Origin of the sequence: Campylobacter sp. RM12654 (assembly GCF_020137585.1) — a bacterium.
Taxonomy (GTDB): Bacteria; Campylobacterota; Campylobacteria; order Campylobacterales; family Campylobacteraceae; genus Campylobacter_E.
Genome location: NZ_JACGAR010000015.1, coordinates 26,926 through 48,727, shown reverse-complemented (window position 1 = coordinate 48,727; position 21,802 = coordinate 26,926). Strand labels below are relative to the sequence as shown.

General features: G+C 27.4%; 24 protein-coding genes and 1 pseudogene. All 25 read right to left on the bottom strand.

Annotated features, from left to right (window positions below; translation table 11 throughout):
* Positions 1-192: hypothetical protein (locus AVBRAN12654_RS06325; RefSeq protein ID WP_336614151.1), on the bottom strand; the 192-nt coding region annotated here is incomplete at its 3' end.
* A 70-nt stretch (positions 193-262) separates the two neighbouring features.
* On the bottom strand, positions 263-670 hold the full coding sequence (locus tag AVBRAN12654_RS06320; protein ID WP_239803502.1) for a hypothetical protein: 408 nt from the start codon (positions 668-670) through the stop codon (positions 263-265).
* A 2-nt stretch (positions 671-672) separates the two neighbouring features.
* The gene (locus tag AVBRAN12654_RS06315) at positions 673-1,104 is read right to left on the bottom strand and encodes a hypothetical protein (protein WP_214120144.1); all 432 of its coding nucleotides are present in this window, start codon (positions 1,102-1,104) and stop codon (positions 673-675) included.
* A gap of 36 nt (positions 1,105-1,140) precedes the next feature.
* A complete protein-coding gene (locus tag AVBRAN12654_RS06310) occupies positions 1,141-1,611 on the bottom strand; it encodes a hypothetical protein (RefSeq protein ID WP_336614150.1) in 471 nt (156 codons plus the stop codon).
* A gap of 61 nt (positions 1,612-1,672) precedes the next feature.
* The gene (locus AVBRAN12654_RS06305) at positions 1,673-2,611 is read right to left on the bottom strand and encodes a carbon-nitrogen hydrolase (RefSeq protein WP_442862319.1); all 939 of its coding nucleotides are present in this window, start codon (positions 2,609-2,611) and stop codon (positions 1,673-1,675) included.
* A gap of 42 nt (positions 2,612-2,653) precedes the next feature.
* Positions 2,654-3,175 carry a serine O-acetyltransferase EpsC gene (gene epsC, locus AVBRAN12654_RS06300; RefSeq protein WP_336609567.1) on the bottom strand — a complete coding sequence of 174 codons (522 nt, stop codon included), beginning with the start codon at positions 3,173-3,175 and terminating at the stop codon, positions 2,654-2,656.
* Positions 3,168-4,076: a cysteine synthase A gene (gene cysK / locus AVBRAN12654_RS06295; protein WP_239803500.1), complete on the bottom strand. Its 909-nt coding sequence runs from the start codon at positions 4,074-4,076 to the stop codon at positions 3,168-3,170. The genes epsC and cysK overlap by 8 nt, the downstream gene beginning before the upstream one ends.
* Positions 4,077-4,154: 78 nt before the next feature.
* Positions 4,155-5,090 carry an agmatine deiminase family protein gene (locus AVBRAN12654_RS06290; protein WP_336609568.1) on the bottom strand — a complete coding sequence of 312 codons (936 nt, stop codon included), beginning with the start codon at positions 5,088-5,090 and terminating at the stop codon, positions 4,155-4,157.
* On the bottom strand, positions 5,090-6,151 hold the full coding sequence (locus tag AVBRAN12654_RS06285; protein ID WP_239803498.1) for a YeiH family protein: 1,062 nt from the start codon (positions 6,149-6,151) through the stop codon (positions 5,090-5,092). Before AVBRAN12654_RS06285 ends, AVBRAN12654_RS06290 begins: the two co-directional genes overlap by 1 nt.
* Positions 6,148-7,740 (bottom strand): arginine--tRNA ligase, encoded by a 1,593-nt coding sequence (gene argS / locus AVBRAN12654_RS06280; RefSeq protein WP_336614149.1) that lies wholly within the window; start codon positions 7,738-7,740, stop codon positions 6,148-6,150. The genes AVBRAN12654_RS06285 and argS overlap by 4 nt, the downstream gene beginning before the upstream one ends.
* The gene (gene tatA, locus AVBRAN12654_RS06275; RefSeq protein ID WP_214115733.1) at positions 7,740-7,970 is read right to left on the bottom strand and encodes a twin-arginine translocase TatA/TatE family subunit; all 231 of its coding nucleotides are present in this window, start codon (positions 7,968-7,970) and stop codon (positions 7,740-7,742) included. The genes argS and tatA overlap by 1 nt, the downstream gene beginning before the upstream one ends.
* A 1-nt stretch (position 7,971) precedes the next feature.
* Positions 7,972-8,583 carry a guanylate kinase gene (gene gmk, locus AVBRAN12654_RS06270; protein ID WP_214115734.1) on the bottom strand — a complete coding sequence of 204 codons (612 nt, stop codon included), beginning with the start codon at positions 8,581-8,583 and terminating at the stop codon, positions 7,972-7,974.
* A gap of 2 nt (positions 8,584-8,585) precedes the next feature.
* Positions 8,586-10,406, bottom strand: a complete 1,821-nt coding sequence (locus AVBRAN12654_RS06265) for a hypothetical protein (RefSeq protein WP_336614148.1) — start codon at positions 10,404-10,406, stop codon at positions 8,586-8,588.
* 9 nt (positions 10,407-10,415) lie between these two features.
* Positions 10,416-11,174 (bottom strand): flagellar biosynthetic protein FliR, encoded by a 759-nt coding sequence (fliR, locus tag AVBRAN12654_RS06260; RefSeq protein ID WP_214115736.1) that lies wholly within the window; start codon positions 11,172-11,174, stop codon positions 10,416-10,418.
* Positions 11,165-11,869 carry an SIR2 family NAD-dependent protein deacylase gene (locus AVBRAN12654_RS06255; RefSeq protein ID WP_336614147.1) on the bottom strand — a complete coding sequence of 235 codons (705 nt, stop codon included), beginning with the start codon at positions 11,867-11,869 and terminating at the stop codon, positions 11,165-11,167. Before AVBRAN12654_RS06255 ends, fliR begins: the two co-directional genes overlap by 10 nt.
* Positions 11,862-12,482, bottom strand: coding sequence for an ABC transporter ATP-binding protein (locus AVBRAN12654_RS06250; protein WP_214120152.1), 621 nt, complete (start codon positions 12,480-12,482; stop codon positions 11,862-11,864). The genes AVBRAN12654_RS06255 and AVBRAN12654_RS06250 overlap by 8 nt, the downstream gene beginning before the upstream one ends.
* A complete protein-coding gene (gene tsf, locus AVBRAN12654_RS06245; RefSeq protein WP_214120153.1) occupies positions 12,482-13,546 on the bottom strand; it encodes a translation elongation factor Ts in 1,065 nt (354 codons plus the stop codon). Before tsf ends, AVBRAN12654_RS06250 begins: the two co-directional genes overlap by 1 nt.
* Positions 13,546-14,316 (bottom strand): 30S ribosomal protein S2, encoded by a 771-nt coding sequence (gene rpsB / locus AVBRAN12654_RS06240; protein WP_214115740.1) that lies wholly within the window; start codon positions 14,314-14,316, stop codon positions 13,546-13,548. Before rpsB ends, tsf begins: the two co-directional genes overlap by 1 nt.
* Before the next feature lie 120 nt (positions 14,317-14,436).
* Complete coding sequence (locus tag AVBRAN12654_RS06235; protein ID WP_214120154.1) at positions 14,437-15,690, bottom strand: ArsS family sensor histidine kinase; 1,254 nt, start codon at positions 15,688-15,690, stop codon at positions 14,437-14,439.
* Positions 15,687-16,364 (bottom strand): response regulator transcription factor, encoded by a 678-nt coding sequence (locus AVBRAN12654_RS06230; protein WP_214115742.1) that lies wholly within the window; start codon positions 16,362-16,364, stop codon positions 15,687-15,689. Before AVBRAN12654_RS06230 ends, AVBRAN12654_RS06235 begins: the two co-directional genes overlap by 4 nt.
* Positions 16,365-16,597: 233 nt before the next feature.
* Positions 16,598-17,834, bottom strand: a pseudogene (locus AVBRAN12654_RS06225) (type II secretion system F family protein).
* 3 nt (positions 17,835-17,837) lie between these two features.
* A complete protein-coding gene (locus AVBRAN12654_RS06220) occupies positions 17,838-19,529 on the bottom strand; it encodes a GspE/PulE family protein (RefSeq protein ID WP_442862245.1) in 1,692 nt (563 codons plus the stop codon).
* 44 nt (positions 19,530-19,573) lie between these two features.
* Positions 19,574-20,110: a hypothetical protein gene (locus tag AVBRAN12654_RS06215; RefSeq protein WP_336614146.1), complete on the bottom strand. Its 537-nt coding sequence runs from the start codon at positions 20,108-20,110 to the stop codon at positions 19,574-19,576.
* Positions 20,107-20,979 carry a CDC27 family protein gene (locus AVBRAN12654_RS06210; protein WP_336614145.1) on the bottom strand — a complete coding sequence of 291 codons (873 nt, stop codon included), beginning with the start codon at positions 20,977-20,979 and terminating at the stop codon, positions 20,107-20,109. The genes AVBRAN12654_RS06215 and AVBRAN12654_RS06210 overlap by 4 nt, the downstream gene beginning before the upstream one ends.
* Entirely contained in the window at positions 20,972-21,799 is an 828-nt protein-coding gene (locus AVBRAN12654_RS06205; RefSeq protein ID WP_214115747.1) for an ATP-binding protein, read from the bottom strand. The genes AVBRAN12654_RS06210 and AVBRAN12654_RS06205 overlap by 8 nt, the downstream gene beginning before the upstream one ends.
* Positions 21,800-21,802 lie beyond the last annotated feature (3 nt).

Here is a 21,802-nt window from a genome sequence, read left to right as displayed (position 1 = left end):
AAGTTCTGAATCATCAAAATACATACAATTCATAAACCAGCAGTCTAATTCTTCATCTATTACAATGCGTTCTTCATAAGGAAATTTATGATGTTGTCTTAAATACCAATCATTAGTATGCTCAATACAAATATCTACAAAAGAATATTTCTTCTCTAATCTATCATCAATAATTGCATTTTTAAAAGCCATTCTTTCTCCTTTTTTGAAAGTAAAATTCATATTTTAATTCTTTAAAATTTTATGGAATTTAAAATAAGAATTAGCTTTTATAAAAAATATAATATTTTATTTTTTTAAGCCAATTATCTTTAGTTTTTATATCTTTAATTAAACTTAAATTTGCAAATACTAATAAATCCAAATAACGCTGAATAATAGAGAATATAAAAGATAAAATCACAAAAACTAAGAAAAACAAAATTATAAAAATTAAAATATTATCATAAACAAAAGCCCTAGCTATAAAAAATGCAATACTAAAATCTAACACACCAAAAATAATATTTATCATTTCGCTAATTTTTAATCTTGATATTTTGCCTTTTAAAATATATGAAGCCTTACAATTAGGACATTGCAAGGTATGAATACCTAAGTCTTTTTTATAAGAAAATGATTTTAGCTTTGAAATATTATAAGAGCAAAACTCGCATTCTTTATAAAACATTTTCATCTTTTTATAAGCTTTATGAAAAAATCTTTTAATTTAATTAATCTAGTTTTTTTAACTTCTAACTTCTCATTATCATCAATTAAAACAAATTTAGAAAATATAAATAAATTTAAATAATGCTCAAGTATTACCACAAAAAGCCCAATACCTAGAAAAGATACAAGCCATACAAAGATTAAAAAGACAGCATTCTTACTCACAAAATCACTGCATAAAAACACACAAAAAAATGGTAGCAAAAACACAGACCATCCTAAAATCTCATTCAAAATAGCATAAATCATTACAAAATATACTTTAAGTTTCAATCCATAAGAAGCATTGCAATTAGGACATTTTAAAGTATAAATTCCTAAATCCTTTTTATAGGTATATAATTTTAATTTTGAAATCTTACAAGAGCAAAGCTCACATTCTTTATAAAACATTTTCATCCTTTATATTTTTAAAATGATTTAATTTTTTTACAAAATATCTTCAAACACTTCATCTATTATATATGCTTTAAATTCTTTATCATTATTTAAGCTTCCATTCCATTTATAAACAGCTAATATTTCTCTTAATAAGGCTATTATTTCTTTTTCACTTAATGTTTTATTATCTCTTATAGAAAGGATTTTATAAACTCTATTATAAACTACATTATCAATCTCTTGACTAATATCATAATCTAAAATTATCCTTATATGCTCGCCTTTATAATATAAAATCCACAAAGATTTATTAAGCTCTGCATGGTCTAGCTCAGGGTCATCAAAATACATACAATTCATAAACCAGCAGTCTAATTCTTCATCTATTACAATATACCAATCATAAGGAAATTTATGACATTGTCTGCCATACCAACTATTAGTATGTTCTCCGTAGATATAAGAAAGTGAGTATTTTTTATCTAGTCTATCATCAATAATTGCGTTTTTAAAAGCCATAAAATATCCTAGCAATTAGAAATTAGCTTGATGCTAATTCCTAATTAAATTCCAAAATGATTTATTCTTTTATAGCTCTTTTTGTTAGATTAGAATAATGTTCTATTCTTCTATCTCTTAAAAACGGCCACCAGCGTCTTATTTGTTCGCATTTTTTCATATCTATAGCAACTACTACTTCAAGCTCTTCGCTTTCATTGCTTCTAAATAGCTCTTTACCTTGTGCATCATATACAAAACTATTACCCCAAAAATCAATACCATTTTTAGTAGTTTCATTGTTATTTATAAAATGTTTTTTCTCATTTTGAGTAATGCTGCTTTCGCCACTAAGACTTATATCTTCAAAACCAACACGATTTACCCCCACAACAGGCAAACAATTAGCTATTGCATGTCCTCTTTGAACGCCTAGCCACGCATTTAATTGGTCTTGCATAGTTTCACTATCATCGCTAACGCCGTTTTCATAAAGCCAACCAATAGCTGTAGGATATATTAAAATCTGCGCTCCATCTAAAGCCATAAGTCTTGCAGCTTCAGGATACCACTGATCCCAACATACTAAAACTCCTAATTTTCCTACGCTTGTATCAATCGCATGAAAACCTAAATCACCTGGAGTAAAATAAAATTTCTCATAAAAATGCGGATCATCAGGTATGTGCATTTTACGATATTTTCCTGCAATACTTCCATCACTCTCATAAACTATAGCAGTATTGTGATATAAACCTTCTAGGCGTTTTTCATATAAAGATGTAACTAATACGATATTATTATCTTTTGCTACTTCGCTCCAAAAAATCAAATCATTTTCATAATCACTAGCTAGGTCAAAATTATTAGTATTTTGCACTTGGCAAAAATAAACACTTTGGTGTAATTCTTGTAAAATTACTAATTTTGCACCTTTTTTAGCAACATTTTTAATCTTTGCTTTTGTGATTTCTCTCATATTTTCGCTATATTTTTGTGATACTAAACCAATTTTTAACATATTTTTATCCTTATAAGTTTTCAAGATATTATCAAATTCTAGTTATTTTATATTCTTGATTATTTCCTTTCCTATAGTTCCTACCATTGTTGTATTTGGCGATACATCTTTTAAAATAGTAGCATTCGCACCGATTTTTGCATTTTTACCAATTGTGATATTGCCTAAGATAGTAGCACCTGCTCCAATTATTACTCCATCTTCAATGGTAGGATGTCTTTTACCACTAACTTTACCTGTGCCACCTAAAGTAACCCCGTGATAAATAGTAACATTATCTCCTATAATAGTCGTTTCTCCAATCACAACTCCCATTCCGTGGTCAATAAATAAACCTTTGCCAATTATTGCTCCTGGATGTATTTCTATACCTGTTAAAAATCTTGAAAATTGAGATATAAATCTAGCTATAAAAAATAATTTTTTCTTATACATAAAATGCGCTAAACGATGAAACAACACAGAATGTACACCAGGATATAATAAAAAAACTTCTAATTTATTTCTTGCTGCAGGGTCGTTTTTTAAAATATTTTCTAAATCATATTTTAAATTATCAAACATCAAAAATCCCCATAGAAATATATTTTTCTCCGCCATCAGGAGCTATTGCTAAAATCTTTTTATCATTTGGTAAAGTTTTTGCCAATTCTAAAGCTGCAAATATACTAGCACCAGATGAAATTCCTAATAATAATCCTTCTTTACTAGCTAATAATCTTACCATATTAATTGCATCAGCTTCATCTACACAAACAATATCATCAACCACACTAGCATCATAAATAGCAGGAACAAATCCAGCCCCTATTCCTTGAATTTTATGCGCTCCTGCTGTATTTTTACTAAGCATTGGAGATTGCTCTGGCTCTACTGCTATTACTTTAATATCTTTAAAATGCTCTTTTAATCTCTTACCAGCACCACTAATAGTCCCGCCTGTGCCTACTCCTGCTACAAAATAATCAAGAGTTTTAAATTCTTTTATGATTTCTTCTGCTGTTTTCGTATAATGTGCTTTTGTATTTGCTGGATTTTCAAATTGTTGTAAGATTATATATCTATTATCACTCTTTGCTAATTCTAAAGCCTTATTAATAGCACCTTTCATACCATCTTTTCCACTCGTAAGAATTAAATCAGCTCCGAAAGTTTTTATTAAATCTCGCCTTTCTTTACTCATAGTATCAGGCATTACTATGCAAGCTTTATAGCCCATTAATCTAGCAATCAACGCTAAAGAAATACCTGTATTTCCACTAGTTGGCTCTAAAATGATTGAATTAGAATTTAATTTTCCTTGTAATTTAGCTTCTTCTATCATAGCTAAAGCAGCTCTATCTTTTACACTACCACTTAAATTAAATTTCTCAAGTTTTACATAAACTTGAGCCATCTTATCATTTGTTAAAGCATTGAGTTTAACTACTGGTGTATTGCCTACTAAATCTAAAATATTTTTCATAATTACCCCTTGTTTTTAAAATAAAAATTTTATTATAAATTAAAAAATTAATTAAAAAGAGTAATTATGAAAATAAAATTATTCTTCAAATATATTCATACAAGAACAATGTAATGAGCCATTTTGCCTTACGAAGACTAAGGCATTTACTAAAATAATTTTATGATTAGGTAAAGCTTTTTGTAATTTTTGTCTTACTAATTCATCGTTTTTATCATCATAACAAGGCACTATTAAAGCGTCATTTACAAACACAAAATTAGCATAAGTGCAGCCTAATCTTTTGCCATTATAATGTTTTGGGCTAGGAATTGGTAGTGAGATTAGATTATATTTAGTTTTTTTAAGCTCATCTTCTAAGGCTTTTAAACTAGCGTAATTTTCATCATTTTCATCTTCGCAAGAACTATAAGCGATAGTATTTTCATCAATAAATCTAGCTAAAGTATCCACATGAGAATCCGTATCATCACCTATAATGACACCATTTTCAAGCCATAAAACTTCTTGAACTTTTAAATATTTTTTAAGTGTATTTTCTATTTCTTCTTTGCTTTGTTGATTTCTATTATCGTTTAATAAACATTCAGTAGTTGTTAATAATACCTTGCCATTAGTATCAATGCTACCACCTTCTAAAATAAAATCAATTTTATTTAGGTCTTTTTTAAGATAATTTTTAAACAAATTTTCATTAAAAGCATTGTCTAAATTAGAACTAAATTTATTCCCCCAAGCATTAAAAACAAAATCCAAATTATTATCAATTGGACCAAAATCTCTAATCCAAGTATCATTAGTATTAAAACAATAAAACTCTATATTATTTAACTTTTTAAACTCATCAAGATTTGCACTTTCGTGATGAACTAAAAGCACCTTACAATGATTTGCAATAGCTTTTGCAAATTCTAAATAAGAATTTAAAATCTCATTTAAATAAGGCGACCAATCGCTATCTTTATGAGGTAATGCTAATAATATATATTCACATTTTTGCCATTCTGCTCTCATTAACAAAACACCTTTATATAAGCATAAGCTGCAACCACTAACCATACGCATAAAATTGCTGCCATAATAAATGGCTTAAGACCAGCTTTGCTTAACATATCCTTTCTAATATTTACTCCAAGTGCCACCATTGCTAAGCTTAATAAAAATGTATCAAAAATAGCAATATTAGGCTTTATAACATTTAAAGCATATTCTGTATTTAAAATAGGCAAACTTGATATGCCACAAGCTAGTAAAAATCCTAAAGCAAACCAAGGAATTTGATTTAAGAAATTGCCTTTTTTTTCTTCTTTTTTAAATCCAAAACTAAGCATTAATAAAAACGGAACAAGCATTAAAACTCTTACCATTTTTATAACTATACTTGAATTTGCCCCATCAACTCCTATACTAGAACCCGCTCCTACAACATGTGCAACTTCGTGTAAAGTCCCACCTACTAAAAAGCCAAATAATCTACCATCTAAATCAAATAGATTTTGAACCAATGGATAAACAAACATTCCAATACAACCATACACAACTACGGTGCAAACTGCTATACCAACTCTTGCCGAACCACCTTTTAGCACACTCTCACTAGCTAAAACAGCAGCAGCTCCACAAATACTAGAACCACTAGCAATTAATGCTGATTGTAAAAAGTCTATTTTTAATAATTTTCCTATTAATAAGCCAATAAAAAATGTAGAAAAAACTATAAAAAAAGCAAGTCCAACTCCACTTAAACCAATGCTTTCAATATCACTTAAAGAAATTCTAAAACCATAAAGAATAATCCCTAGTCTTAAAATCTGCTTAGTGCATACTCCTAAAGCACCTGTTTTTTTTAATAAGCTTACATTATGATGTGCGAAATTTCCAATAACAGCTCCCAAAATTACGGCAATTATTAAAGCTGATATTCCAAAGTTCTTAAAAAAGCTTAATTCACCAATAGCATAAGAACAAAATGCTAAAACTACTAATACTACATAACTTTCTATTTTTTTACTTTTATAAATTTTATTTACCCCCAAAGCTACTTGCTCTGGGGATTTGTTGTGTTTTTTACTCACTCTTTTTCCATTCTACTTACTGCATTTATACCAATTAAGCTAAAACCTGTTTTTATACATAAAGCAACTTGAGCAAATATTTTTAAATATTGCTCTTCATTTTCATGTCCAATAACTCTAGTTTCATTATAAATTTTATGAAATGAACTTGCGATTTGTTTTAAATAATCGCATAATTTAGAAAGAGTTCTGCTATTAAAAGCGTCTTCTAAAACATCATTTAAAGCTAAGGCGTCAAATAATAAATTAAGTGCATTTTCATCCTTAAAATTACTCAAACTAACATTGATTACATCATTAAAGTTTTTATTAGCTTTTGCAAATATTTGATGAATTCTTGCGTGTGCGTAGTTTATATAAAAAATAGGATTTGAATTATCTTGCTTTTTAAACTCATCTACATCAAACTCAAGCGGGCTATCACAACGCTTGCTTATAAAAATATATCTTAAAGCATCTACGCCAATATCATCTAAAACATCGCTAAATAAAATGACATTACCTTTTCTTTTACTCATTTTATAAGGTTGTCCGTTTTTTAGCAAATTAACCATTTGAGCTAGGATTACTTCAAGATTATTAGCATCATGCCCTAAAGCACTCATAGCAGCTTTTACACGAGCAATGTAGCCATGATGATCAGCTCCCCATATATTAATAACTTTATCATATCCCCTACTTAATTTATCATCGTGATAAACAATATCAGCTGCTAAGTAAGTCCCCCTACCATCTTCACGCACGATAACTCTATCTAAATCATCTCCATATTTTGTAGATGCTAAATATAATTTATCATCTTTTAAATATGTAGCTTCGGATTTTTTTAATTTTTCTAAAGTTTCTTCAAGCTTTGGATAATAAGCAGTTTCGCTTACATAATTATCAATCTTAATTCTAGCATTTGCTAAAGTTTGCTTGATTTCTTTTAAGACTTCATCTTTAGCTAAACTTGCTATTTTGGTTTTGTTATTTATAAAATCATCTTTGAATTTATCATAAAAAATTCTAGCAAGTTCTTGCATATACTCGCCACCATAAAAACTTTCAGGATATTCAACATTTTCTTTTAAAACAAAATCTCTTATAGCTAAAATAACGCTTTCGCCTAATAAATCTATTTGATTACCTGCATCATTTACATAATATTCTGTATCAAATGTATAGCCTAAATGTTTTGCAATTTTATTTAAACTATCTCCATAAATAGCACCCCTTGCGTGCCCTATGTGAAGTGGTCCTGTAGGATTTGCACTTACATATTCAAGCAAGATTTTATAATTTTTTTTAGGACTTTTTGCAAAATCTTCTGGGTTATTTAAAGCATTTTTACATAATTTATCTAAAAAATCATTTGATAATTTGAAATTGACATAAGCATTCACTGCTTCAACACTGCTAAAAATCTCACAATTTTTCAATTTTTCTGCAAAATCTGCTGCAATTTTATTTGGGGCTAATTTAAGCTCTTTTGCAAAGCTAAAGCAAGGCATTGCAAAATGAGCTAAATTTCTATCTTTTGGACTTTCTAAACTAAATTCGCATTCTAATACTTTTGATAAATACTCTTTAATACTTTCCTTTAGCATTAGGCTTTTTGCTCGCTTTTTACTTCATTAGCTTCAGTTTTTTTAGTATTATCAGCTAATTCATCAATTTCATTCACAGGCTTTGCAGTAGTATCATCTGCCATTTCTTTTTTAAATGTTTTAATACCTTTTCCTAAGCCTTTTGCAAGTTCTGGTAATTTTTTACCACCAAATAATAAAATGATTACTAATAAAACAATAATCCAGTGCCATCCACTACCTATTCCCATATTATTCTCCTTTTTTCCATTCTGAAATAAATTTTTTAATGTCTTTATTTAACACTTTTAAGTTTGCTGCTTGGTAAAGTAATTTAAGCTCTTTATAAGCTTTTTCCAAATCATCATTTATAATAAAAAAATCATATCTTCCAATAGCTTGAACTTCAGCAGTTGCATTATGAAGTCTTTTAGCAATTACATCAGGATTTTCTGTGCCACGAGAAACAAGGCGTTCTTTTAATACTTTTTCATTCTCAGGACTTATAAAAACTGATAAAAAATCTTTACCTAATTTATCTTTTACTATTCTAAAGCCTTGAACATCTATATCTAAAATAACATTTTTACCATTTTCTAAAGCGTCATAAATTGGTTTTAATGGCGTTCCATAATAATTCCCATGAACATTAGCATATTCTAAAAATTCATCATTTTTAATTCCTAATTCAAATTCTTCGTGGGTCAAATAATAATAATTTACACCCTCTTTTTCTCCTGCTCTAGGAGCTCTAGTGGTTGCTGATATTGAAAAATAAAAATCATTATAATCTTGTGCTAAACGCTCTAATAGTGTGCTTTTGCCCGCACCACTTGGGCCTGATATTAATAAAATTCCTGCCATAATTAATCTTTAAAACTTATATTAATTGATATATTTATATCTTTTATACGATTTTTCGTGCCTTTTGTGCTATTGATAATAGCTTGATTTACTGCTTTTGTAATATTTTCGCTAACTTCACTAATGTCATCATCAACATTTGCTTCTATGCTATTAGTAAAATCATTATTTTTTTCTTTTATATCTTCATTATTGTCTAATAATTCTACAACTTCCTCCCCTAACGCTTTTTTAATTTCAATTTCATTTAAATCATCAAAATCACTCACTTTTTCATCTCCTACAATTTCTTGAATATCTTCAATATCATCTTTAATATCATCAAAAGCAGCTAAAGAACCTAATTCATTATCTTGAATATCTTCTAAATGATTATTAACATTCAAATCTTCTTTCACATCTTCAAATTCTTCTTCTAAACCACTATCAATAAAATCATCTTTCATATCTTCAGCTACATCTAAATCACCCGTAACAACATCAAAATCATTTGTTATTTCTGTATTTAAATCATCTTCTAAATCTTTAAAATTATCATCTTCATAACTATTATTTATATCTTCTTCTAAACCATTTGAACTTGTAAAATCAATATCATCTTGCAATAAATCTTGATAATCTCTACTTAATTCTTCAAAACTTTCAGGTAATGAAAATTCATCAATATTATTCAAATCATCTAAATTTAAATCATTATTTAAATTCTCTTCTAAATCATCTATGTCTTTCGTAGTTTTTAAATCTTCTTCTAAAACAATAGCATTACTTAATTCATCTAAATTCTCAATATCACTTAAAGTATCCAAATCTTGCGATAATTCATCATTATTTAAATTCTCATCTTCGTTAAAATCAGATAATTTCGTATCTAATTCATCATCTAAAGAATTTAAATCATCAAGAGTATTTAAATTCTCATCTATTTCATCATTAGTATCATCTAAATCTTGTGCTAACTCATCATCTAAAGAAGTTAAATCATTAAAACTATCCAAATCTTGCGATAATTCATCATTATTTAAATTCTCATCTTCATTAAAATCAGATAATTTAGTATCTAATTCATTATCTAAAGAATTTAAATCATTAAGAGCGCTTAAATTCTCATCTAATTCATCATTAATATCATCTAAACCTTGAGTTGGTTCATCATTATTTAAATTATCAAGTTCTTCAATATTATCCAATTCTTCACTAAATTTATTATCAACATCATCTAAATTCTCTAAATCTTGCAATAATTCATCATCTAAAGAAGTTAAATCATTAGAACTATCTAAATCTTGTAATAATTCATCATTATTTAAATTATCAAGTTCTTCAATATTATCTATATTAAAATCATCTATAGAATTTAATTCATCAGCATTATCTAAATCAAGCTTAGTTTCCAAACCTAAACTATTACCAAAATCATTCAAGTCTAAACTATCTAAATCAGTGATATTATCTATTTTAAATTCTTCCAAATCAATATCATCACTTAATAAATCAATATTATCTAAATCGCTAGTATTAAAATCTTCTTTTAATTCGTCTTTAAAACTATTTATCAAATCTATAAAATCAGTAGGTAAAAATGGTTTATGAATAACTATTGCATCATTACTTGTTTCATTTTTTGCTAATATAAGAATTAATTTTTTAGACATTTGTTGACATAATTTAATATCAACTTCACACTCATTATCAGCTATAATAATATCACAAGGTTCAAGCTCTTCTAAATTATTTATTTCTTTATAAGTAATATTTAATTTTTGCAAACTAAGGCTTATTAATCTTGAAATTGCTGGATTTTTATTAATTAATATTGCATTCATTATACCTTCCTAACTTACAAATAGTTCAAGTTGTAAAAACACTTTTAAAACCAATTCTTTAAAATAAAACAAGATTGTAGCTAAAATTGTCATCAAAACAATAAATGCTATCGTTATTTTTATAGGATAGCCTACCACTAAAAGGTTAAATTGTGGCATTGTTTTCATAAGCAAACCAAATACAAAATCACTAAGCATTGATATAGCAATTATTGGAAACGCAAGGCTAAGACCAATTAAATATATGTCTTTAGTCTCATTCATTATCTGTCTAAACCAACCATCATGCAAAGCAAAATCACCTAAAGCAATACCATTTAAACTCTTTGCCCAAAATAACAAAACCAAATGATGTCCATCATAAGCTAAAAACAAAAGTAATGCAATAAGAGAAATAAAGTGACCAATGATAGGAGTATTTGCACCGGTATTTGGGTCAAGCACGCTAGCCATAGAAAAACCCATAATAAAACTAATATGTTCTCCACTCATTTGTAAAATCGTAAAAGTAAGCTGCAAACAAAGACCTGCAACAAGTCCTAACAAAAGCTCAGTTATAAGAGCAATAACTAAATAATTTGGCGTTATATTAGTATGAGCTAATGGATAGAAAAAAAAAGTCATAATAATAACAAAACTAGACTTAATAACCACAGGAATTTGTAAATGCGAATAAAATGGAAAAAACAAGCAAAGTCCGCTCATTCTAGCAAGTAATAGCATAAACAAAACTATGTTTTGCTCACTAAATAATCTTACTAGTTCCATTCTTGAATAATTTGCTCTAATTCATCTATACATTCATCACAAGATTTATAAATAATATGAGAAAATAAAGCTTCATTTATATATTTATTTTTTTCTAAATTAATTAATATATTTTTAGATTTTGCAAACCTTAATAAATAATTTATATTAATAACTGCACCACTTGTTCCTATGATAACCACCAAATCATCTTCATTAAGATTGTAAAATGTTGAATATAAATCAGTATAAAATGGCGCTTGTTCTCCAAAAAATACCACACTAGGTTTAATTAATTTACTTTGGCATTTTTTACAATTTTCAAATTTAAATTCCAAATCATCATTTAAATTAAGCTTAGTAATATCATTACAATTAGTGCAGTGTAATTCTAATAATTTTCCGTGCAAGTGAATTACATTTTCACACCCTGCACGCTCTAATAAATCATCAACATTTTGAGTAAAATTAATAATTTCAAAACGCTTTGATATTTCAGCAATTTTTTCGTGCATTTTATTAGGTGTTACTTTTCTTAATTCAAGTCTTCTTTTATTATAAAATTCATGAACTAAATTAAAATTTTTAATCCAAGTTTGATAATTACAAACTATATCTAAATCATATTGCTCCCACAAACCATCATTATCTCTAAAAGTGCTTAAGCCAGATGGGGCACTAAGACCAGCTCCACTTAAAAAAACTAACTTACTCATTATTTATCCTTAAAATATCATCACACATTAAAGCTAAATTTTCATCGTGAGTAATTAAAAATAAGGCTGAATTATTTAATTTAACATAATCAATCAATAATTTCATAGCTATTTTTGCATTTGTTGGGTCAAGATTTCCAGTTGGCTCATCAGCAAAAATAATTTTAGGTTTTTTGCAAAGAACTCTAGCAATACTTACTCTTTGTTGCTCTCCGCCACTTAATTCATTAGCTTTTTTATTTAGAATTTCTTTAATACCTAAAAAATTAATTATCTCATCATCTATTTTATTATTTGATAAAACACTTGCTAATTCAATATTTTCATAAGCTGAAAATCCTTTAAAAAGATAATGCTGCTGAAAAATAATTCCAAAATCATTTCTTCTTATTAATAATCTTTCATCTTCGCTAAGTTTATAAATATTCTTATCTTTATAAAAGACTTCCCCGCTATCAGGTGCTAAAAGTGTTGATAAAATATGCAATAATGTAGATTTTCCGCAACCACTTTTGCCTAAGACGGCTAAAGTTTGTTGCGGATTTAAAGTTAAATTTAAATTGTTAAATAAAACGGCATCGTATTTTTTACCAATACCGCTTGCTTTTAACATTAATTACCCATTTGAGCTGCAACTTCTGCTGCGAAATCTTCGTTTTTCTTTTCTAAGCCTTCGCCAACTTCATATTTTACGAAGCTTTCAATTACTAATTCATCTTTTAATTCAGCTGATTTATCAGCAATAACTTGCTCTATAGTTTTTTTATCATCCATTACATAAAATTGTCCCATTAATGTAAGGCGAGAATCTAAAATTGAGTTATCAGCTATAAATCTTGCCATTTGACCAGGAACAATTTTATCCCAAATTTGCTCTGGTTTATTTTGAGCTTTTAATTCAGCTTTTATATCTTCTTCAGCTTTCTTTAAAACTGCATCAGTAATTTGTAATCTACTTGCAAATTGTGGAATTTTATGAAGTGGCTTTTTAAGGCGAACTAATTCTTCATTTTCTTTTTCAAGTTCAGCACATAAAGCTCTATATTCAGCTTCTACAAATTCCTTATCTAAATCTTTATAGCTTAAAACACTTGGTTTCATAGCTGCAATATGCATACAAAGTTGTTTTAAAAATTCTTCAACTTTTGCTTTATTAGCAGCATTATTAAATTTAGCCTTAACGATAACACCTACACGACCATTTGTGTGTAAATAACCACTTAAAGCTTCATTATCATTTGCTTTTAAAGTAGCAAATCTTCTTACAACTAAATTTTCTCCAATAGTTGCGATTTGATTTTTTAGATAATCTTCAAATTTAGCTCCATCAATATTGCTATTTAATAAACTCTCAACATCGCAAACTCCACTAACTTGAACTTGCTCAACTGTTTTATTTACTAAATCTATAAATTTATCATTTTTAGCAACGAAGTCAGTTTCTGAATTGATTTCTACTAAACTTGCTAAATTATTTGAAAGTTTAACACCAATTAAACCTTCAGCTGCTAATCTATCAGCTTTTTTAGCAGCTTTACTTAAGCCTTTTTCTCTTAAGTATTCAACCGCTTTTTGCATATCTCCATCACACTCTTTAAGTGCGTTTTTACAATCCATCATTCCAGCACCTGTGCTTTCGCGCAGGTCTTTTACCATTGCTGCTGTAATTTCTGCCATTACATTTCCCCTTCCATCATAGCTTCTTCTAATACTTCTTGTTTTTCATCTTCACTAACTTCTGCTCTTTCAACTACTTCACCATCTTGTTCTCTTAAAGCTTTACCTTCTAATATAGCTTCGCACATTTCTTGGCAGAATAATTGAACTGAACGAATAGCATCATCATTACCTGGGATAGGAAAATCTACAACATCAGGATCGCAGTTTGTATCAATTGGAGCTACTACTGGGATTTTTAATCTATTTGCTTCTGCAACTGCAATTTTTTCTTTTACTGTATCAATTACAAAAATCATATCAGGGCGAGTTTTAAGGTCTCTAATACCGCCTAAATAATCTAATAATTTTTCTTTTTTACGATTTAGCATTAATGCTTCTTTTTTAGTTAATAAATTAATGCTTCCATCTTCTTGCATACTTTCAATAACTTCAAGTTTTCTAATTGATTGGCGAATAGTTTCAAAGTTTGTCATCATACCGCCTAACCATCTGTGATTTACATATGGCATTCCACATTTAATTGCATATTCTTTAATAGCATCTGTTGCTTGCTTTTTAGTTCCAACAAATAAAATTGTTTTACCTTCTGCTGCTGCATCACGAACGATATTGTATGTATATCTAAAATATCTAATTGTTTTTTGTAAATCAATTACATAAATACCTTTTCTCTCACCAAAAATGAACTTTTTCATTTTAGGATTCCAGCGTCTTGTTTGATGCCCAAAATGCACACCACATTCTAATAAATCTCTCATTGTAACCATAGGTTTCTCCTTAAAAAATTGTTTTTACCTCCACACCCAAATACAACTAGCGTTGCAACAAATAAGGATTGGTGTGTGTGAAATAAGCGGGTATTTTAGCTTTTTTAAAGTTAATAAAAGTTATTTTTCTTGAGTTTTTTCTTCTTTGATTATATTATCAAGATTAGTAATAGCAAAAATATTATAACCATTATCATAGTTATAATTTAATTTCAATTTATGAGCTTCTAAAATCGTATTTACAACATAAAGCCCCAAGCCAAAAGAATTTGAACTCTTATTACCACCTTGAGTAAAAGGCTCTAAATAATACTCAATATTTTTATCTAATTTTTTACCTTTGTTATAAAACTTTATACTTTCATGGCAAATTATAACTCTTACAGCATTATCATCTGAATATTTAATAGCGTTATCTAATAAATTTTTAATTGCAGTTGTAAATAGTTTAAAATCAACATAAACTACAAAAGTATTATCACTTATAATATTAATTTTTTCATTTTCTAAAAGCAACATTTCTTTTGCTTCATTAAAAATGTGATTAATTGAAATTTTCTTTGGATTTTTTGCAACTCCACTTGTGATTTGCTCTACTGCGGCTAATTCATCTATTAAAATAACCATTCTATCAAATACATTTATAAGTCTTTGCTTAAATTTCGTATCTTCTAGCATTTCAGCTGTAATTCTACCTTTTGTAATTGGAGTTTTAAGCTCGTGCATTATATTTCTTAAAAAAAATTGTCTTGAAGTATTTAAATCTTTAATTTTTTTAATAGCTTGATAAAAAGCATCTGAAACTTGAGAAATCTCATCATTACCCTTGCTTATATTTTCTATATTATCTAAGTCATTGCTAGCAAATTTTGTAATTTGTCTTTTAAGTCTTCTAATAGGTCTTAATTTACCTATAACAAATATATAACTAATTAATAAAACCAAAATAACTATACATAATATTATTTGAATACTCATATATCTATAAGAATTAAAATTCGTATCTTCATATAAGAAATCTTTATCATTTGCTATTATATATAAATAATTCTTACCATTACTTGTAAGAATTTTACTTGCTCCTAAGTTATTACTATCTTCAGCCAATGTTATAGCATCAAATAAAATTAATTTTTTACTATCTTGGTCTATTAATTTAAGTTTAAATTGATTTTGTTTGTAATTAAATTCATCTTCAGTAATTGCATTATTTAATTCTTGGAGTTTTAAATTCGCTAAGTAAGAATATCTAGCGTTTAGTTCGTTTGAATAATTATCCTTATCATAATTAATCAACCAAATAAACGCCATTCCTATAGTTGAAGTAGCTAATATAAAAATAAAAGTAATTACATAAAAAATACTAGATTTCATTGTGTTAGCTTATAACCAATTCCCCTAATTGCGTGAATATGAGTTGGAGTTTTGCTATCATCACTAATTTTTTGTCTTATTCTAGAAATAATTACATCTATACTTTTATTAGAACTTTCTTCATTAATTGAAGAACAATTGTAAATTAATTCTTCGCGGCTAACTACACCACCTTCTTTTTTAATTAAATAACTTAAAATATCAAATTCTGCATTTGTTAAAACTAATTCTTTGCCTCTAAAATAAATAGCATGTTTAAATTCATCATATTCTAAAGTCTTGTTGCTATGCTCGTTTGCACTTATTTGAATTTGTTCAAATCTTCTTAAATGTGATGTAATTCTAGCTTTTAATTCTTTTGGATCATACGGTTTTGGTAAATAATCATCAGCGCCTAATTCTAAAGCTTCTACCTTATCATTTATATCGTGTCTTGCAGATGATACTATAATTGGACTTGTATATTTTTTTCTAATTTCTTTACACACTTCAAGTCCGTCCATTCCAGGCAATGTTAAATCTAATATAATCAAATCATATGTAGTAAGATTTAATTTTGACAATCCAATATATGGCTCATCAGCAATATCAACTTTCATATCATATTGCTCTAAATATTCTTTTAAAATTTCTGCTAATTCTAAATCATCTTCAATCATTAATATTCTAGTCATTTTAACTCCTTTAAATAATTACTAATACAGATAAAACCTTATCAAAATCTATAATTTATATTATAAACCAAATAGCTTACAAAGATTATTTTAATTCATTAAAATTAAAACTATTTATCAAATTAAAAAATATTGTAGCTTAGTGATTGTATAGAACTTAGTTAAATTATTGTAAATTCAAACTAATAAAGAAATGTATTATCTTTAGTCAAATTCTTGACTAAAGATTTTATTTAGCTTTTTACAGCGCTTCCTAAATCCCACATAGGCATAAAAATACCAAGTGCTAAGAAAAGAACCATACCAGCAATAAATAACATAAGAATTGGCTCAATATAGCTTGATAGGTTATCTATAATGTTATTAAATCTTTCCTTATAATACCCAGTAACTTTTTCAAGCATTGCATCTAATTGACCACTGGCTTCGCCTGCTTTAATCATTTGAATAAGCATATTCTCATAAAGTTCTGTTTCTTTAAAAGATTCAGTTAAGCTAAGCCCTCTTGAAATTGAAACTTTAGTAGCATTTAATTTATTTTTCATAGTTGTATTAGATATTGTTCTAAGTGAAGTATCAAGTGCATCTGCAATAGGAATACCTGCTCTTACTAGCTCTGTAAAAATAAGATTAAATCTACTCATAGTAGCAAATAAAATAATCTTTCCTATTAGATAAGTTTTTAAAGCATATCTATCAACTAAAGCTTTATAATTATCATTAATTCCATAAAATCTTTTACTAGCAAATATCCCACCAATAAGCACAACTAAAACATATATCCCATAATTTCTTAAAGTATGCTCAATAAATAACAAAGCCTTAGTAGCAGGTGGTAAATTAGCCCCTAGTTGTTCAAATATCTCCTTAAACTGCGGAACAACAACAAGCATTAAGATAGTAAATGCTATAGCAATAGCTGTAACAACTATTATAGGATACCTTAAAGCCTTTTTAAACTTTTGTTGATTGTCATATAATTCTTGTAAAATTTCTGCAAGTTTTTTTAAACTTTCACCCAATTTACCAGTGCTTTCACCTAGCTTAACCATAGCTAGTGTAATATCACCTAATTCAGCTTGAAATGGCTCAAGTGATAAACTTATACTAAGACCAGCATTCAAGTCCTCATAAACTTTAGAAAAAATCTCTTTTACCCTTTTATTTGCACTTGAATTTGCAACTTCTCTCACACTATCATGGATAGAAATACCAGCACCAGCCATAACACCTAATTGGTTAATTGAAGCAATCAAATCAGGTAATTTTATAGTAGGTTTAAAAAAAAGATAAATTTTTTAATTTATCAACAGCACTTCCTAGCGAAACGGTTTGAACTTCGCCAGCCTTTACTATACGACCTAAATTTTTATTTTTAGCTTGTTCAACAGCACTTGCCTTGCTTTGTGCTGTTAGAGTTAAGACTTTTTTTTGTCCTTTACTAATATACTCAACTTGAAATTTCTTCATTTATTACTCTTTCGCAACTCTTAATACTTCATCAACACTAGTAACACCTTTAGCAGCTCTTACTATACCATCATGAAACATATCAACAAAACCTTCTTCATAAGCTACTTTTCTAATCTCTTCTTTAGATGCACCCGCTGCAACCATAGAAGAAATTCTATCGCTGATTGGTAGAATTTCACTTATCATTTCACGACCAGTATAGCCTGTTTGAGAACATTTAGGGCAACCTACAGGCTTATAAAATTGTGGATTTTCTACTTCTTTTACATACTTTTCAATTCTTGAATAAAAATTATCAGGTAATTTTGTAACTTGCTTGCAATTAGGGCAAAGCTTTCTTACAAGTCTTTGTGCTTCAATTGCTGTTAATGCACCACTAACCATATAAGGCTCAACCCCCATATCAACTATCCTAGTAACGGCTGAAACTGCGTCATTCGTGTGAAGAGTTGAAAATACTAAGTGTCCTGTAAGTGCTGCTTGAATAGCAATTGTTAATGTTTCAGCATCCCTAATCTCACCTATCATTATAATATCAGGGTCTTGTCTTAGAATAGACCTAAGTGCAGCCGCAAATGTTAGCCCTGCTTTTTCATTAACATGCACTTGTTGAATTAAGTTTAGCTGATATTCTACAGGGTCTTCAACCGTGATGATTTTAGTCTCAACGCTTTTCATATCATTAAGCGCAGCATAAAGAGTAGTTGTTTTACCACTTCCCGTTGGACCAGTTACAAGGATAATCCCATAAGGTGCATGCATTGCTGCTTGAAATCTTTCAAGATTTGTAGGGTGCATTCCAAGATTGCCTAGACTAATTAAAATCTTTGATTTATCAAGTATCCTTAAAACTATACTTTCGCCATTTATAATAGGTAATGTTGAAATACGAAAATCATATTCTTTATCTAAAACCCTAGCAGAAAATCTACCATCTTGTGGTTTTCTTTTTTCTGCAATATCCATATTTGATAAAAGTTTCATTCTAGAAACCATTGGTGGATATATATCTTTATCAAAAATAAATATTTCAGTTAGCATACCATCAATCCTACCACGAACAATGCAGTTTGTCTCGGTTGGTTCAATGTGAATATCGCTTGAGCGATTTACAATACAAGTTCTAAGGATAACTTCAATTAATTTTAAAATTCCAGAGCTATCTTGCTCTCCACCAGTCATTGTAGGATCAGAGCTTAACTCTTTTCTAATATCATTGATAATATCCTTTATACTTTCATTTAATTGAATTTTACTTAAATATCTATCAATTTGAGATGGATGTGCGACATAGTTTTTAACAAGTTTTCTACTAAATAAATGTTGAACTTTATCTTGAGTTTCTAAATTAAATGGTTCTTTATATGCTACATATAAATTAATTTCATCTTCTTTAAAAGGTAAAAATCCATAGTTTGATAAAACTGAATACTGAATTTTTTCAGAAATCTTATAATTAATATCAACTGAATCTAAATCTATATATTCAAATCTTAATTTTTGTGCAATTTTTTCTAAAAATTCTTTATTACCTATTTCAAAATGTAATGCAATATCATCTAAAGTAATACCATTAGTCTTATAAAGGTCAATCAATAAAGATTCTAATGTGCTTTCATCTAAAACGCTTTTTAAATAATTTAACTTATCTTGTGGATTTTCAAAAGACATAATAGTGTCTTTTAATTCCATTTTTCTTCTATATACTAAAACTCCTAAACGATCTACAAATTCCATTACCAGTACTCTTTCACTTCTAATATTTGATTGTTTGAATTTAAAATAGTTAAAACCATCTTAGTAAATGGTTTATCAAATCTCAAACTCATTTCATAGATTTTATCATTATATCTAAAAATATATTTATCATTTTCCTTTATATAATTACCTAATATATAATCATCGTAAATATCAGATAAAATATAATCACACTTAGGTAGCTTAATAGAGCTTATATTAAGGTTATCAACTAGTGCTGAATGCAATAATTTTTTCTTATATAAAATAGTTGAATAATAAACAGCATTAGCTCTTGCTTCTTTTGAATTTCTAAGTGCAATAATAACAGCTGATAGTTTATTTATATAATCTGATCTTAAACATGCAATACCATACAAATTCATCAATCCATCATCTTTATTTTTTACAGCTAAATCATATACTAAATTATTACATACTTTTGAATATTCTTGATTTTCAATAGCTTTATTAATATCTGCTAAACTAATAGCAAAACAATTTAAAGCTATTAATAAAAAAATAATTTTTCTCATAATTTACCTTCTTTAATTAAGTCTAAAGTTTGTTTAACACGAGTTGAACTATTAGAATTTAAATAATTAGTTAAAGAATTAATAGCTTGCTCTTTTAAACCTAATTTATAACTTGCTTTTGCAAACATAACCCAAGATTTATCGTTTTTAACATCTAATTTATTTGCAGTCAATGCCCATTCTCTAGCGTTTTTAAAATCGCCTTTAGAATAATATACATCAGCTATATCTAAAGCAAAATATATACTATTAGTTTCAGAAAATTTTAATTTCAAATATTCTAAATCATCTAATTCTTTTTTGCTTTCTACCTTAGGTGCAGCCTTAGAATTTAAATCAGTAATAACTATTGTGTTAGTTTCTATATTTTTAGGTATATTTTTAATAATGTTATTATTTTTAATACTACTTGATTTTGTTTCACTTGTATTTGATTTAAAAGATGAGTTTTTAACATCTATATTCATAATACTTAATGATATAGTTTCATCATTTGTAGTGTCTGCTAAAGTAGTAGTATTAACTTCTTCTTGTTTAGGCATATCTACTAATTTTTTATCATTATCTAGCTTATTACTAATTACTTCTACTGGTTTATTGATAATATTTTTATTATCTAATATTTTTTCTTTTTCTAATTTAACCTTAGTATCATTTATAATCTTTTTAACTTCATTATTACTTTTTTTTACATTAGTTTCTAATTCGCTAGCACCTTTTGAGTATGCAAAATATATTAAAGCAGATATAAAAATAACAAATATAATAAAAGCTAATATGTATAAAAAGATATACTTTTTCTTTTTTTTCTTACTTGAATAAATTTTCCATTTATTTTCTAATTCTATAACTTCATGTAAATTAAGCATTTAATAAACCTTTATCAAGAGCAGCCATTTCTAATACTTTTTCATTGATTTTTGGATTACTAAACTCACTAAATCTTTCTTGCTCGTAAAATTCATATATTTCAAATGCTTTATACAATAACATATTAACAGTTCTTAAGTTTCCTTTAGTAACGCTATATATAAACTTATAATTTTTATTACTAAAAAATCCTTTATCCAAACCATTCTTTAAAGTTTCTAATTTCTTATTAATATAAGTTTTAATTTCATCTTCACTAGATTCACTAAGTTCAATACTTTCCCAAATTCTAGTAGTAAAATGTTCTTGAGCTAAAATATCCTCATCAGCAATTGTCTTATGAACTGTAAATAAGAATTTAAACATTCTAGTATCTGATAGTAGTCTAATTTTTTCTATTAATATATTAGGATACATTTGAGCTTCATCAAGCATTACCATATATCCATCGTATTTTAATTCTTCAGGAGTTTGAGTAACTTTATCTTTAAAAATTCTTAAAAAATCTTCGTATTTTTCAATCTCTACATATTCATTAAAAATTTTTCTATGCAACTCTGTGTAAAATCCTGATTCTGAATAAAATGGCTGTTCTAATAATATAATCTTTTTATTTTTTTCTTTTAAATCTTTTTCTATTTTATTTAATAAAAAAGTCTTACCACAACCTGGCTTACCATAAAACAATACTAATTTTAAAGGCTTTTCTAATGAAGTTATAATCTTATGATAAGCAATCTTAGATTTATCAAGATTGATAAATCTAAGGCTTTCTAAATTGTCTATAAATAATTCTTTAGCTAATGTATATTTATTCAATAG